At 62.7% G+C, this 14,171-nt stretch carries 16 protein-coding genes; 9 read left to right on the top strand and 7 right to left on the bottom strand.

Annotation, left to right across the window (positions count from 1 at the left end):
• Positions 1–4: 4 nt before the first annotated feature.
• Entirely contained in the window at positions 5–1,126 is a 1,122-nt protein-coding gene (locus BH93_RS04430) for a DUF2087 domain-containing protein (RefSeq protein WP_037176040.1), read from the bottom strand.
• A gap of 109 nt (positions 1,127–1,235) precedes the next feature.
• Here BH93_RS04430 and BH93_RS04435 point away from each other — a divergent pair, with 109 nt between their 5' ends.
• Positions 1,236–1,931 carry a TetR/AcrR family transcriptional regulator gene (locus BH93_RS04435; RefSeq protein WP_052065543.1) on the top strand — a complete coding sequence of 232 codons (696 nt, stop codon included), beginning with the start codon at positions 1,236–1,238 and terminating at the stop codon, positions 1,929–1,931.
• Positions 1,928–2,833: an alpha/beta fold hydrolase gene (locus tag BH93_RS04440; RefSeq protein WP_080739172.1), complete on the top strand. Its 906-nt coding sequence runs from the start codon at positions 1,928–1,930 to the stop codon at positions 2,831–2,833. Before BH93_RS04435 ends, BH93_RS04440 begins: the two co-directional genes overlap by 4 nt.
• On the opposite strand, the gene BH93_RS04445 is transcribed toward BH93_RS04440, so the two are convergent.
• Entirely contained in the window at positions 2,828–3,196 is a 369-nt protein-coding gene (locus BH93_RS04445) for a winged helix-turn-helix transcriptional regulator (RefSeq protein ID WP_037176042.1), read from the bottom strand. The two genes, BH93_RS04440 and BH93_RS04445, sit on opposite strands and share 6 nt — an antisense overlap.
• A gap of 109 nt (positions 3,197–3,305) precedes the next feature.
• Between BH93_RS04445 and BH93_RS04450 the strand changes: the two genes are divergently transcribed.
• From BH93_RS04450 to BH93_RS04470, 5 genes are all read left to right on the top strand, one after another.
• Complete coding sequence (locus BH93_RS04450) at positions 3,306–3,686, top strand: RidA family protein (RefSeq protein ID WP_371832092.1); 381 nt, start codon at positions 3,306–3,308, stop codon at positions 3,684–3,686.
• A 70-nt stretch (positions 3,687–3,756) separates the two neighbouring features.
• A complete protein-coding gene (locus tag BH93_RS04455; protein ID WP_037176044.1) occupies positions 3,757–4,314 on the top strand; it encodes a dihydrofolate reductase family protein in 558 nt (185 codons plus the stop codon).
• A gap of 39 nt (positions 4,315–4,353) precedes the next feature.
• Complete coding sequence (locus tag BH93_RS04460; RefSeq protein ID WP_037176046.1) at positions 4,354–5,577, top strand: AGE family epimerase/isomerase; 1,224 nt, start codon at positions 4,354–4,356, stop codon at positions 5,575–5,577.
• Positions 5,578–5,655: 78 nt separating this feature from the next.
• A complete protein-coding gene (locus BH93_RS04465) occupies positions 5,656–6,114 on the top strand; it encodes a hypothetical protein (protein WP_037176047.1) in 459 nt (152 codons plus the stop codon).
• A 129-nt stretch (positions 6,115–6,243) separates the two neighbouring features.
• On the top strand, positions 6,244–7,137 hold the full coding sequence (locus BH93_RS04470; protein ID WP_037176930.1) for a LysR substrate-binding domain-containing protein: 894 nt from the start codon (positions 6,244–6,246) through the stop codon (positions 7,135–7,137).
• Here BH93_RS04470 and BH93_RS04475 read toward each other — a convergent pair whose 3' ends face one another.
• The 5 genes from BH93_RS04475 to BH93_RS04495 are packed head-to-tail and all read right to left on the bottom strand — an operon-like array spanning position 7,138 to position 12,388.
• On the bottom strand, positions 7,138–7,947 hold the full coding sequence (locus tag BH93_RS04475) for a carbohydrate ABC transporter permease (RefSeq protein WP_037176048.1): 810 nt from the start codon (positions 7,945–7,947) through the stop codon (positions 7,138–7,140).
• On the bottom strand, positions 7,937–8,878 hold the full coding sequence (locus BH93_RS04480; protein ID WP_080739236.1) for a carbohydrate ABC transporter permease: 942 nt from the start codon (positions 8,876–8,878) through the stop codon (positions 7,937–7,939). The genes BH93_RS04475 and BH93_RS04480 overlap by 11 nt, the downstream gene beginning before the upstream one ends.
• 18 nt (positions 8,879–8,896) lie before the next feature.
• Entirely contained in the window at positions 8,897–9,856 is a 960-nt protein-coding gene (locus BH93_RS04485; protein WP_080739173.1) for a metallophosphoesterase, read from the bottom strand.
• Complete coding sequence (locus BH93_RS04490; RefSeq protein ID WP_052065545.1) at positions 9,853–11,229, bottom strand: ABC transporter substrate-binding protein; 1,377 nt, start codon at positions 11,227–11,229, stop codon at positions 9,853–9,855. The genes BH93_RS04485 and BH93_RS04490 overlap by 4 nt, the downstream gene beginning before the upstream one ends.
• A 37-nt stretch (positions 11,230–11,266) precedes the next feature.
• The gene (locus BH93_RS04495) at positions 11,267–12,388 is read right to left on the bottom strand and encodes an ABC transporter ATP-binding protein (RefSeq protein ID WP_037176051.1); all 1,122 of its coding nucleotides are present in this window, start codon (positions 12,386–12,388) and stop codon (positions 11,267–11,269) included.
• 470 nt (positions 12,389–12,858) lie between these two features.
• On the opposite strand from BH93_RS04495, the gene BH93_RS04500 reads away from it, so the two are divergent.
• On the top strand, positions 12,859–13,059 hold the full coding sequence (locus BH93_RS04500) for a hypothetical protein (protein WP_037176053.1): 201 nt from the start codon (positions 12,859–12,861) through the stop codon (positions 13,057–13,059).
• Positions 13,056–14,153, top strand: a complete 1,098-nt coding sequence (locus BH93_RS04505; RefSeq protein ID WP_037176054.1) for a hypothetical protein — start codon at positions 13,056–13,058, stop codon at positions 14,151–14,153. Before BH93_RS04500 ends, BH93_RS04505 begins: the two co-directional genes overlap by 4 nt.
• Positions 14,154–14,171: the final 18 nt, after the last annotated feature.

A 14,171-nucleotide genomic window follows, 5' to 3' on the forward strand; every position in this document is an offset into this window, starting at 1 on the left:
GGTGCTACGGCTGACTGTGGGCTCGACCGCTGGACCGGTACATCGATCCCGTGCTGTTTCGCTCGAGGAATCCGGTGTCGACGAGCTCGCGTCGTAGTGTTGCGTAGTCGTCGTCGAAGAGACTGCACAGCTCGTTGACGTGATGCTCTGTGGCCCAAGTCGTTTCGCTCATCTGGTCTGCGATCGCTTTCAGGAACGCGGGTCGATCACGGCTGTATCGAGACATCTCCGTCGGTGGGGGAGTCCTACGAGGGAGTTGCAGGAAGCTCTCGAACGTCGACCGGTCGATGACGAGCCCATCGTCGGTGCGAGACACGATCGACAGGGCGATCAGACGCGCGACCGCCTTGTTCAGCGCACGCTCGGCCAGCGAGGTGTGGGACCGAAGCGCGCCCAATGTCGAGACTCCACCGCCGATCGCGAACAGCACCGCTCGAAGATCCGCGTCCGCGAGAACGTGAAGAACGCCGGTTGCGTGATCCAGCAACGATGGATCGTCGTGAATGCCGATGGACTCGAATCGCACCGGAACGCCGGTTGCGGCAACCATCTCGTCGGTGAAATTCACGGGGCGGAGGGACTCGGTTCGTCTCCTGAGGAGGCCGATCGCCGTCGCGTTGCCCATGCCGAGTGCCGGTAGCGTCAACGTCTCGATGTCGTCGGCGGCGAAACGCAGGATGGCGTTCCACAGTGGGTTCGCGTCAGCGTGCCGCATCGCATTGTCGATAGCGACAACTCCGCCTGCCGCGACGTGGGGCCACACACAATGCAGGAACCGGGCATCTCTCACCAGAGAATCACTACCGATCCAGACCAGATCGAACGGACCGATGTCGTGTAGATGCCTCGCTGGTAGGTCGAACACGGAACCCGAGATGGGTTCGAGGAAATCGAACTTGGGCTGGTTCCCTCGAACGAAATCTTCGACGCTCGAATCGTTGGGATCGGTGACAACGCTCCGAATTCGGGTAGAGACCATGGGTGCGGACAATTCGACCGCCCGCGTCAGCGCAATTGTGGCGCTTGCGGACGCGAGAGTCAGAATCCGTTGTGGTCGAACTATTGTCGCCAGCGCGGCGAGGACCTCGGGTGCGTTCGTGGCGCGGTCGGTCGAGCTGGCAGACACGGTTGACCCTTCTGATCGTCGATGAGGATGTTCACCCTCTCACGGGTCGTGGAGCACGTGAACTGATTAAAAGAGGTGGGAGCAGTGGCCACGTGATACGGTACGAAACGTGCCGTATCGTAATGGGAACGAGGAACGTGAGCAGCCGTCCACGTCCGTAGGGCGTCCGCGGGACGTGGAACGGGAAGCCGAAATTCTGAACGCAGTCATCGGCCTGCTGGGTGAAGTCGGCTACGACGCCGTGACATTCGAGGGGGTCGCACGTAGAGCCGGAGCGTCGAAAGCGACTCTGTACCGACGCTGGAAGACCAAGCGCGACATGGTTATCGCAGCTGTCAAAGCCGGTCCGGCGCAGCGCGTCGACTCGGACGAGATCGACACAGGAACCTTGCGGGGAGACCTCCTGGCGCTGTGTGCGCGCCTGCGGCACAGCATGACTGCCGCTGACAGCTCGATGCCGTTACTACTCCTCCAAGCCGGGCTCGAGGACCCTGACCTGTGCGAGGAGATCGAGCGAGCGACCGGTCCCACCGGTTCGCGGCTCCCGAATTCGGTACTCGATGCTGCGATACGCCGCGGTGAGCTGCCCGAGGGGGCGGACCCGTTTCCATTCGAGGAAGTGGTCGGCTCGGTGGTTCTGCTTCGGCGCCTCAATGGGCTCTCGATCGATGACAGCTACCTCGCATCGCTGATCGATTCGGTTGTCATCCCCGCCTTGAAGGCCTCGGCACTCACGACCCGCCGGCTTCCACCGGGGATCTTCTCCGGCCACCCCGATCACAGAACGAACGAGGAGCAACGATGACCGACATGAAGATCGACGATTTCGACTACACGATGATTGCGGTCGACGAAGAGGTCGAATCGAGTGTCGCCGTGGCAGGCAACGGCCCGGCACTGGTTCTGCTGCATGGCTTTCCGCAGACCCACTACATGTGGCGAGATGTCGCGCGTGAACTGGCGTCCCGCTTCACCGTCGTCGTGCCCGATCTCCGTGGATACGGCGCCAGCTCGAAGCCGGCCGAGCGTGATGCAGCGACCTATTCGAAGCGCACCATGGCGAGGGACGTCGTGCGGGTGACGCAGTCACTCGGGTTCGAGCGGTTCGGGTTGGTGGGCCACGATCGCGGCGCGCTCGTGGGCGTTCGTGCGGCACTCGATCACCCGTCGGCGGTGCAGTACCTGGGCATCCTGGATGTGCTGCCGACGGCGGATACCTGGGAAGTTCTGCGGGGAATCGACGCGAAGGTGGCCTGGCACCTGTACTTGATGGCGCAGCCTGCGGGGTTGCCGGAGCGGATGATTCGGGCCGTTGCTGCCGAATTCTTCGGTTCTTTTCTCGACGCGTGGGACCCCGACGGCTCGACGTTCTCGGCCGAAGTCCGTCAGCACTACATCGACAGCTCGGTGGCCGCAGTCGACTCCATCGTTGCCGACTACCGAGCGACTGCCGGCATCGACCTCGAGATGGATCTACAGGACCGCATCGACGGCAGGCGTCTCGCCATGCCCGTAGGGGTGATATCTCAGGACTGGGGTTCGCAACTGGGCTTCGACGCGGCCGCGCTCTGGGGTGCCTGGGCACCTGATCTGACCTACGAGGCCATCGACGCAGGCCACTTCATGGCGGAGGAGAAGCCGACAGAGATCGCGCGCTTCATCACCCGTTTGACCGAGCGCGCCGAGGTGTCATCGGTGCCGTCATAGGGCATCGAATCGGTCTCGCGCTCGCTCGATGTCGTCCATATGCGCGGTTGCCCACGCCAGCAGTACGTCGACGGGAGCCCGAAGCGTTTTGCCCAGGGACGTGATTCGATATTCCACCGCCACCGGCCGGGTGCTCAGAACCGTGCGTTCGATGATCCCGTTGCGTTCGAGCTTACGCAGAGTTGTGGTGAGCGACTTTTGAGTCACCTCAGGAATCGCGCGCCGGAGATCGTTGAATCGGCAGGGGCGCTCGCACAATTCGTTCAGTACTTGCAGCGACCATTTGTCGAGCACCTGATCCAGCAGTTCACGATGCGGGGCGGTGATCGTCAGTTCTGCGTTGCCGTCGGCGGTATCGGTCATGAAACCAGGTTCCCTTGAAGTGCCCTTTGTGTACCAGGTATCAACGTTATACCTGAATTTCTACGACGAAGGGAACACCTTGAGCGTCATTCGATTCACCCCGTCCGGCATGATGCAACCCACCCCGTATCACCACGTGGCGGTGGGTCAGGGTTCTCGACATGTCCACGTCAGCGGCCAGATTGCACGGAACGGTGACGGGTCGGCGGTCGCCGAGAACGACCTGGCCGGGCAGGTCGCGCAGGCGCTCCGCAATACCGCGATCGGATTGACCGGTGCCGGAGCGACATTCGAGGATGTTCTGCGGTTGACGTTCTACGTCACGCGTTGGGCTCCCGAGCTGATCGGCGAGTTCATGGACGGCGTCACGCGCGTCGCCGACGAGATCGGACTGCCGACTCCGATGCCACCGGCATCGCTGATCGGAGTGGACTATTTGTTCGAGCCCGACGTACTCGTCGAGGTCGAGGCGACGGCCATTCTGGACTGACCCGCCGACCGGTGATTTCTCGTCGGTGCGTAGGTCGATACTGACAAACCCACCCGACCTCAGGAGTGACATGGCCGTTCTGACGTACAACATGATCGTTTCCCTCGATGGCTTCGTCGAGGACTCTGCAGGCAGTCTCGATTACGCCATGCCCGACGCGGAGACGCATCGATTCTTCAATCGTCAGACGGAGGAGACCGCGGCCTTCCTGTTCGGCCGTCGAATGTACGAGGCCATGGAGGACTTCTGGACGGCCCCGGAACGCGCCGACGGCGAGGATATCGAGGCGGAGTTCGCACGGCTGTACGTAGACACGCCGCGCACGGTCTTCTCCGACACCCTCGACTCCGTTGCCGACGGGTGTCGGTTGGTGCGCAGTGCCGATGCAGTCGCGGAGGTTCAGCGGATCAAACGAGAGACCGAGGGCACCATAGCCGTCGCCGGTGCCGCACTGGCGAAGTCGCTGGTCGACGAGATCGATCAATTCGAGGTCATCCTCCTGCCGACCATCCTCGGCGGCGGGAAGCCCTACTTTCCGGTCGGGCAGCACCTCGACCTGGCTCTGGAAGAGCACCGAGTGTTCGCGGCCTCCGGGTGGGTCTACATGCGCTACAGCGTCTCTCGCTGACTTCGGCCCAGTCCATCGAGCACAGCGCACAATGAACACATGAGCTCCGGACATCGTCGCACTTGGTGGACCCTTCCCTCGCATCAGCTGTGGCTCGACACCGAATCGTCTCGTCTTCTCGATTTCGGAACCTCGCTCGAGCACCCTGCCGGTGGCGCTGTGTGGTTGGACAATCGAGGGAACCCCGATCTCGATCACCCGGCCCTGACGTACATCACCGCACGGATGGCGCACGTGCACTTCTTGGCGTCGCTCCAGGGGCATCCCGGGTCTCGCAGGAAAGCCGATCGAGTGTTCGACGGCCTACTGACGACGTTGCGGGACAGCACGAACGGCGGCTGGTTCGAGTCCAGCGCCGACGCGACCTCGCCCGATGCTGTCAAGAACGCGTACACACATGCGTTCGTGGTGCTGGCCGCTTCGGCTGCCGCCGCCGCGGGGCACCCTGATGGTCGCAGTCTTCTCGACGATGCCCTCGACATCGTGGCCGCACGTTTTTGGGACGAGAACTACGGAATGTGTGCGGACACATGGAATGCCGACTGGACCGAACTCGACGACTACCGCGGAATCAACGCCAACATGCACATGGTCGAAGCGCTGTTGGCTGCCGTCGATGCGGGTGCGCCCACGATCTGGCGTGAACGCGCAGTACGCATCTGCGACAACGTATGTACGTGGGCTGCGGCCAACGACTGGCGCATTCCGGAACACTTCACTGCAGAATGGATTCCGCAGCTCGAGTACAACAGCGACGACACCGCCAACCAGTTCAAGCCGTACGGGGCGACGGTGGGTCACGGATTCGAGTGGGCACGACTTCTGGTGCAGGCCAGCATGGTTGCGACCAGCGCCCACGGCCACGACTATGTCGAGTCGGCGAAGTCTCTGTATCACCGAGCGGCGCTGGATGGCTGGCAACCCGGCCCGACCCCGGGGTTCGTCTACACCACCGACTGGTCCGGACGTCCCGTGGTGACCGAGCGCCTGCACTGGGTGCTGTGCGAGGCGATCGCCGCCGCCGCGACACTGGGGCGTCACACCGGAGAAGATCGGTACGACAACGACTATGGCGAATGGTGGGACGTTGCGGCCGACTCCTTCATCGACCGCGTCGGCGGCTCCTGGCACCACGAACTCGATTCCGACAATGTTCCGGCTGCGACGGTGTGGAGCGGCAAACCCGATCTATATCACGCCGTTCAGGCGACGTGGATCAGTCGATACGAGCTTCGCTCCAGTCTCCTGGCCTCATTCGGATAGCCTCTCGCCGCACGCGCTCGCGCCAGATCAGGGTGTTCCCGGATGTGCGTCACCGTCGTGTCGGACCATTATGGAGTGATGGCTCGAATACTGCGTCCACCTGCCGCGCATCGCACCGTCGCGTACCTTCTCGCACTGTCGAGCGCAGTCTTTGCCGCTGTGCACGTAGCGTGGGCTGCCGGTTGGCGCGGTGGTGTTCCAGCGGAGATCGCGCCCATCGGTGAACGGCCGGTGTTCCTCGCCTACGACCTCATCGCGACCGCGATCATCGCCATTGGAGCGGGACTGTTCGCCTGGTTCGGAACCGGCATCGAATCGACCGTGTGGCATCGGCGCGTGACGTGGGCGATGTTGGTCGGATCGTGCTTGGCTTTGGCTCGCGGTGTCCCCGCGCTGATGCTCGATGTCGTCACGCTCGCACGAGGTGATCAGGTGCAGACAGTCGGGATCATCGCCGACATCTGGTTCGGTGTAGTCGGCATCGGAGGATTCGTGATCGCAAGATCAGCGCGGAAGCTGCAGTCGACGCGCAGTTAGAACGCGCTGTCGAGAAGTGCACCGTCGGCACGTCTCGACCGAGAATGCATCAGCTGGACGTCCGGTGTTCAGATGTTGTTGTGTGCGCTCTATACCCTGGCGAGATCATCCCATCTCGAAGGGCAGATCATGGAGCTCAGGCATCTGACGGCGTTCATTGCCCTCTCCGAAGAACTGCATTTCGGACGCGCCGCCGCTCGCCTGCACCTCACCCAGCCGTCGTTGAGCGCCCAATTGCAGAAGCTGGAGAAGTCGCTGGGAGTGACGTTGGTGGCCAGGACGTCGCACGAGGTGACGCTGACACGAGCGGGTCGCGAATTCGAGAGTCAGGCGCGGCTCATAGTTCGACAGATGGACACGGCGGCCAGGGTCACCCGGGCGGTCGCGACCGGTGAGGAACGGTCTCTCAACATCGGTTACAACTTGCCGGCCAGTCGGCACGTACTGCCCGACGCCCTGGCCCGGATGAATCGCGATCACTCGGACGTCGTGGTTTCGCTGTGGGAGAAGCGAACCGGCCCACAGTTGACGGCTCTGAAAGACGGCACTCTCGATGTTGCGCTCGTCTACGGCCGCCCTGGATCGGGGGAGTTCAGGCATCGCCGGGTGCTGCAGGGTTTACCGCTTGTCGCCGTGGTCGGCAGGAAACACAGTTGGGCAGGTCTGTCCCGAGTTCCGTTCGCGGACTTGGCAGGTCAATCCTGCATCTTGTTCGACCGAGAGCAGTGCCCGGCGATGTACGACTCCATTTTCGCGGCGGCCGCCGACAACCGCATCGGACTCCATGTGGCTCAGACTGCCGATGACCCAGGTGCGACGGCTCACGTGGTGTCGGTGAAGCCATTGGTCGGGTTCGCGTCGTGGTCGCGGGCGACCTCGGCGGGGATGGGAGCCGTTGGGTCGAACACAGTGGCCGTCAAGCTGTTCGATCCAGTCCCGACAATCGATCTGTATCTCGTCTGGCGAGGCAACGAGTGCAACCCCGCAGTCGACGCTTTCGTGCGTTGTATCGAACCGGCGTGATCACTTCAGGCCCGACCTGACGAACGCGTCGACGATGTGCCGTTGCAGAACGACGTAGAGCAGGAACACCGGTAGGCACGCCATTCCTGCGACAGCCATCATCGGTCCCCAGTCGGTGCCCTCGGTGCCCATGAAGCTACGCAGACCCAGTTGCAGGACGGCGTTGCTTCGCTGCAGTACCACTGCAGGCCAGAAATATTCGTTCCAGGAGTTGACGAACAACAGGATCGACAGGGCTGCGAGTGCGGGCCTGAGGTTGGGGACCACCACAGTCCACAGGATCGACCACGAGGAACGTCCATCCATTTGTGCGGCCGAGATCAGCTCTTTCGGAAAGCCTGCCATGTGTTGACGAAGCAACAGCACGGCCAATGCGGAACAGAGTGTGGGCACGACGACGCCTGCGAGGGTGTTGATGAGCCCCAGCTGATACAGCAGAACGTAGTTCGGCAACATCGTCACCTGGAACGGCACCAGCCACGTGCCGACGAACGCGAGGTACAGCAACTTCTGGAACCGGAACGTGTACATCGCGAAGGCGTACGACGCCAAGACAGCGATCAGCAGCTGCGCCGTCGACGACGCGAGCGCAACGGCAAACGTGTTGCCCAACAGACCGAACAGGTCCACCTTGTCCGCCGCGTCGACATAGTTGGACACTGAGAGGGGCCACGGCACGGGGGAGAGCGAATAGACGTCGTCGGGGCGGCGCAACGACGTCGCGAACAACCAGTAGATCGGAAACGCGCACGCCAGCGCGGTGATGCCGAGAATCAGATGTCCGCGTACGCGGCCGATATCAATCGTCATGAAAGGCAACCTTTTCCGACAACCACACGAGACCGCCGGCGAGCGCCCCGAATCCCACGAACAGCACGATGCCGGCGGCCGCGCTCAGGCCGGCATCGAAAGTGCGGAAGCCGTAGTCCCACAGTAGGTAATAAATGTTGGTGGTAGACCGGGACGGACCGCCCTGAGTCAGGGTATCGATGAGCGGGAACGTCCACTGGGCGCTCAACAACACAGTCATCAGGGCGAGGAACACCAACGTCGGCGACAGCAGCGGCAGAACGATCCACCGGTCGATCTGCCATTTGGACGCACCGTCCGACTCCGCCGCCTCCTGGTACGACGTGTCGATACCGGCCATCCCCGCGGACACCACCAGAACTGCGAAACCCAGGAAGTGCCAACCTGTGATCACGATGATGACGAACTGTGCGGTGTCGGCGTCCTGAATCCAGTTGCGATCGGAGCCGATGACGCGGTTGACGATGCCTGCACCCGGGTCGAGCAGCCATTGCCACACGGCCGCTCCGGCGACGGGCGCGATGAGGAACGGCGCGAAGACGATGCTCTGATAGACAACCCGTGCGCGTCCGTTCACCTTTCGGGTGGCGAACGCGATGGTCACCGGAAGTACGATGGAAAACGGCAACAGCCCGATGATCAAAATCACTGTGCGCCAAAGGGAATCTCCGACGGCCGGTAGCTCGAGCAGTCGTCGATAGTTGTCGGCACCGACTGGAACCATCGGTGTGGTCGGCAGAAGGTTCCACGAGTAGGTCGACAGTTCCGCGGCCTGCACCAGTGGTCGGTACGTCCACACGATCAACAGGCCGACAGCCGGTGTCAGATACAAGTACGGCTGCGCCGACCGGATCACCCGCCGCCACCGGCCCTGGCGAACGAGGGGCCCTGCATTCGTACCGACGACGGTCTCGAGCGGTCGATCCGCCACGGCGATGAACACCCCTTCTCACCCGGCCTGGTGTGAGAGATGGGCGAGCTTGTCGAGTACCGATTGCCGAGACTCATCGTACACGGTAGCGGCAGGCGTCACCTCGACGGCGGTTGCGGTGAAACCGGATTCGAGCAGGTCTATGCGAGTGAAGCCGAAGCCGGAGAGGCCTCGGTGCCGCCCGGCCGGGGGAAAGGTGTCGACACGGTACGACATCGCAGGACCGACCCACACCGGAACACCGCCGACGGACCCTGCACCTGTGTGGTGGGCGTGGCCGCAAACGATCACCCGCACGTCCGATCCCGCAATCGTGCACTCGAGGTCAGCAGGGTTCTGCAGCCTCAGATAGTCGACCGTCACCACCGGCGACGAAATGGGCGGGTGATGCAGTATTAGGATCGTGCCACGAAGTGATGGCACCGCCAATACTTCTGCAAGCCAACGTAGTTGATGTGGCTCTATCCGGCCGTCGTGTCGCCCCGGTGTCGAGCTGTCGAGGACGACGATACGAACTCCGTCGACGACCTGCACCGAGTCGAACGTGCGATCCGGGTCCCACGCCCGAGGGTCGTCGAGTAACTCGCGACCGAACGCCGCCCGCTCGTCGTGATTTCCCATCGCGTAGATCGTTGCTGCACCCAGTGATTCGGCCACCGGATCGACAGCACCCCGCAGTCGACGGTACGCGGCCGGATCACCGTCGTCGGCCACGTCACCGGAGAAGATCATCGCGTCGATGCGCTGCCCGGAGGCCGCGAGCATGTCGAGAACACACGTCAGATTGGCAAATGTGTCGACACTTCCGTGGACAAGTTCTCCCTCGGCCCGCAGATGAGTATCGGTCAACTGCACGAGCGTGAATGCCGACCTATCTGGTCGTTCCGCGGGCTCCACTCCTGCCTTCTTGGGTCGTTCCGCGGGCTCCACTCCTGCCTTCTTGGGTCGTTCCGCGGGCTCCACTCCTGCCCCCTTCATGATGCGGGCAGAAGCATCGTGGCCTGCTCACGGGCGGCAGTCAATGTCGCAGCCGGGTCTGCACCCTGGTACACGATCGATTCGACGGCGTCCATCATGCCGTCCCGGATCTGCAGATAGTCATTGCCGGGCATCGATACCCACGGCTCCATCGTTTCCAGCTGCGTCAGGTTGGGTTCGATCAATGGGTTGGACTCGGCCCATTCCTCCAAACCGTCGGGATCGTCGACGAGCCCGGTACGCAAAGGCAGGTAGCCGATGCCCTCCGAGATCGCGATGTAGGACTCTTCGCTGGTAAGGAACTCGATCAGCTCCCAGGATGCACGCTGCTTCGCGGGGTCGGAGGCGAAGGTGAACAGTGACGCCCCGGAGTTGGTCGGTACGACGGGCTTCGAGCCGAACGACGGCATCGTGGTGGCCCGCAGGTCCCACTTGTCCTTCGCGCCCTTGATGAACGTGCCTTGTATCGCGCTCGTTTCGAGGATCATTCCCATGTCGCCGCGGGCAAAGGCTTCGTACCCCTGTTGCTGGCTGAGCTTCGGCGTGGCCCCGGCGTCGACGAGTCCGCGGGCCATGGCGGTGGCGTCGACGGCAGGTTGTGCATCGAACTCGAGCGTCGACCGGTCCTGCGATATCGCTCGACCGCCGTTGGACCGAACCAGGCTCTGGAAGCACCAGTCCTTGGCCGATTTGGTGAGGCAGTCCAGATACACCCCGCCCTTACCGGTCTTCGACGCGATGGCCGATGCGGCAGTGGCCACCTCGTCCCACGTGGTCGGCGGAGTCGCCGGATCAAGACCGGCCTGCTCGAACAGTGTTGCGTTGTAATAGAAGACAGGCGTGGAGAAGACGAACGGCACTCCATATGTCGTGCCGTCCCAGTCGGCAAGTGCTCGCGCAGTGGGGGCGTACGGGTGCCGTACGCCGTCGAAGTTGCGCTGTACCTCGTCCTTGCCGACGAGATCGTCGAGTGATTTCGCGCCCAGCTGGTGGATGGTGAAGTCGAGGTCACTGAAGCCGAGCTGCGCCACGTCCGGAGCGGCCCCGGCGACCATCTGGCTCTGGATGCTCGACACCGTGTCGGTGGCCGGATTGGGGCTGTTGCCCTGAGGCTTCTGCGCGGTGACGGTGATGTTCGGATGTTGCTTCTCGAACTCGGAGATCAGGGCGTCGAACGTGTCCGTCCAGGCGCCGGCCAGCCCGTAGTTGTAGCTCTCGAAGACGATAGATACCGGTTGATCAGGGGCGAGTTCTGGAATCGATGCCGGTACTGCTGTCGAGGTGGGGGCCGAGGTACTGCCCAGTCCTCCGCAGGCAGTCAACATCAGAGCGCTCACTACCAGCGCTCCCGATCCGATGAGAATGCGTTTCACTGTCTGCACTTTCCGTTCGATGAGACGAGAGGGATGGTCAGGCGACGTAGAGCGGTGATCGGTCTCGGGCAGGTGTGTCCTCGGGTGCCCAGATCAGGCGTCGCCCGGTTTCGGGGTCGAACAGATGCACGTCCGTGGGCTCGACCCGGATGGAGATCGGGTTTCCCACGCAGGCCTGGGACGGGCGAGATGCTCTGATGCACAATGTGTTCAAGCCTGCTCGAACGTGGACGAGCTCCTCGCTGCCGAGGTTTTCCACCGTCGTGACGTCGGCATGTAGGCGAGCGGGTGCGTCCGTGATGTGCATCTTCTCCGGCCTGATGCCGACTGTGACCGGCTGATCGGTATGTGCGCCCGCCTCGATCCCCAGGGGAATGTTCACTCCTGGAGCCACGGCGTGAAGTTCGCCTCGATGCGCCGTGACGGTGGCGTCGAACAGGTTCATCGGCGGGGCACCGAGGAATCCGGCCACGAAAACCGATTTCGGGGTGTCGTAGAGCTCGGAAGGTGTGCCGACCTGTTCGATGCGGCCGTTGTCCATCAGTGCGATTCGCGTCGCCATCGTCATCGCCTCGACCTGATCGTGTGTGACGTAGAGGAAGGTGGTGCCGATCCGCCGATGCAGTTCGATCAACTCGGTGCGGGTGGCGCTGCGGAGCTTAGCGTCGAGATTGGACAGGGGCTCGTCCATCAGAAATGCGCCTGGATCTCGAACCATGGCCCGCGCCAGAGCAACTCGCTGCCGCTGCCCGCCGGAGAGCTCGGCCGGTCGTCTGTACAACAGCTCACTCAGATCGAGGGCTGTGGCAACGGCGGCCACCGAATCCGCAATACGGCTACGGGAGAATCTGCGTGACCGAAGCGGGAAGCCGATGTTCTTGGCAACGCTCAGGTGCGGATAGAGCGCGTAACTTTGAAACACCATCGCAAGGTCTCGGTTACGCGGCGGCACGACGGTGATGTCTTTGCCGTCGAGCAGGATTCGGCCGCCGGTCGGCTGGGTCATGCCTGCGACCAGTCGAAGCAGGGTCGACTTCCCGCAGCCGCTCGGTCCGAGTAGAACCAGGAATTCGCCGTCGGCGATATCGAGATCTATCTCCGTCAACGCATCGCTGCTGCCGAACTTTTTGGATACGGACTCGAGCTGTATACGGCCCACCGCACAACCCCTCACCTGGTGCTGTCGAATCGATGGCCATATGCCAACACCCGCTGGTGTATCGGAGGTGAACGCAACGCGGTCGTCGCGGCGAGCAGAACGCAGAGCAACCTCGTTGAGCTGGAACGATAGGTTGTCGCACTCAACCGATCGTCAACGCAACAGCGCCGAAACCTTCCTCTGGGTCTGGATTTTCGTCTCGTGCCCGACAGTAGAAGATTCAATGCGATCATCCAGATCTCTGTCATCGTCACGGTGGTGGCCCTCGGGTGAGCGCGGCCGGCCTGCTTCGATCGCCGGAGTCGGCTGTGTAGTCAGTGATTCCGATGTTGTGTCCGAGCCGATCGACGTATCCGGTGAAATTCCCGGGCTGTTCGGAGGTCGGGCTGCCCCCGTCGAGTGAGGGTGCAATCTCGATCCCTACGATCCAGAGTCCGCGTACGGCCCCGAAAGCTATGACGCCGACATAAATGAACAGCTTCGTCTCCGAGGACGGCACCACACAGCTCACGCGTTCGGTGACGGTGACACGACCGTCCGGGGTGCAGGTGTCGGTTCGCTCGACGGTCGACCTCGAGCCCACCCAGTACGCACCGCTGGTGTTGCCGGAACCACTGTCTTTCGAGGTGCTCGATGCTGTGGCGCAGGCTCCGATTACGCAGTGGCCATGACTCATTCGCAGAGAAGGTCCACCATTCGCGCCGGAGTTGCGGTGGCTGTTGCCGCCGTATCCGTCGTCGCCGCAGTCGTCGTGGTATCGATGCAGGACGTTCCCGTCGAACAGCCGTCGGACGTCCAGGCTATGACACCGACGTTCTCGGAGGAGACGACAACCACGCAGGCACGGACCGGGCCCATCCTCGACCCGACGTGGCAGATCGACGCGGAGACCGTCTACGGACGCGAGTTCTTCGCATTTCGTTCTCCCGCAGCAAATCTGCAATTCGATTCGAGTGTCGCCGGGGTGATCGACGCCGGTGATGTTCTCGTCACTGCCGCGGGATTGCCGAATCCTCGGTCGTATTCCGTGGATTCGATCGAGTTCGTGGCCATCGATGCCGAGGACGGGAGTATCCGGTGGAAGAAGTCACCCGGCAGTGTCGACCAGTGCGCAAGCGAGCTCGTGGGTAACGACATCGTCTGTCTGGATTCGTATTCCGACGTCCCGTCGGTCGTGAGGATCGGCGTGGACGACGGGGAGGCACGGAGAACGCCGATCCCCGAAGCCTGGTTCCCGTACGCCATCGAGAGCGACGGGCAGTCCGTCTTTCTGCTCGAGGGCAACCCCGAAGATGGCGAATCGGTGCTGCACGGGGGTTCCATCGATGCCCTCGATCGGATGTGGTCGCGCCCGATCACGTCCTTCGCGGGCTGGGACGGCGTCGAGGGCCCGCTGATTCACGTGTCCGACGGACGAGGCCTTGTCACCCTCGGCGGTGAGGCCACATTCTTCGATCCCCGTACCGGAACGCCGCTCGAAGGTCTCGAATTGACCTCCGACACAACCGTCGTCGACGCAGGCGGTGCGGACGTGTGGACGCTGCGCGACCCGTACGCGTCCGAGACGACCGTCGGCAACACCGCTTATTCGTTCGAGGAGAACGCGCTCGTGGCCACCACGGAATCGAACGACGTGCGGTGGCGATGGCCACTGCCCGAACGGTCCGACGGATTCACCGAGTCGGGTTCGATCGTCGAGACCGCGTCGGGGGTGTTCTTTCTCGGAACCGATTCGATCGTCCGTCTCGAGTCGGTGCCATCATGACCTCGTGATTCACCGAAA

The sequence above is a fragment of the Rhodococcoides fascians A25f genome, assembly GCF_000760935.2.
Taxonomy (GTDB): Bacteria; Actinomycetota; Actinomycetes; order Mycobacteriales; family Mycobacteriaceae; genus Rhodococcoides.

Coding starts and splice junctions, on each gene's coding strand:
- BH93_RS04440 (WP_080739172.1), top strand. CDS start 1,928: ATGACCGACATGAAGATCGACGATTTCGACTACACGATGATTGCGGTC.
- BH93_RS04445 (WP_037176042.1), bottom strand. CDS start 3,196: ATGACCGATACCGCCGACGGCAACGCAGAACTGACGATCACCGCCCCG.
- BH93_RS04485 (WP_080739173.1), bottom strand. CDS start 9,856: ATGAAGGGGGCAGGAGTGGAGCCCGCGGAACGACCCAAGAAGGCAGGA.
- BH93_RS04475 (WP_037176048.1), bottom strand. CDS start 7,947: ATGACGATTGATATCGGCCGCGTACGCGGACATCTGATTCTCGGCATC.
- BH93_RS04465 (WP_037176047.1), top strand. CDS start 5,656: ATGGCTCGAATACTGCGTCCACCTGCCGCGCATCGCACCGTCGCGTAC.
- BH93_RS04460 (WP_037176046.1), top strand. CDS start 4,354: ATGAGCTCCGGACATCGTCGCACTTGGTGGACCCTTCCCTCGCATCAG.
- BH93_RS04505 (WP_037176054.1), top strand. CDS start 13,056: ATGACTCATTCGCAGAGAAGGTCCACCATTCGCGCCGGAGTTGCGGTG.
- BH93_RS04455 (WP_037176044.1), top strand. CDS start 3,757: ATGGCCGTTCTGACGTACAACATGATCGTTTCCCTCGATGGCTTCGTC.
- BH93_RS04470 (WP_037176930.1), top strand. CDS start 6,244: ATGGAGCTCAGGCATCTGACGGCGTTCATTGCCCTCTCCGAAGAACTG.
- BH93_RS04450 (WP_371832092.1), top strand. CDS start 3,306: ATGATGCAACCCACCCCGTATCACCACGTGGCGGTGGGTCAGGGTTCT.
- BH93_RS04500 (WP_037176053.1), top strand. CDS start 12,859: ATGAACAGCTTCGTCTCCGAGGACGGCACCACACAGCTCACGCGTTCG.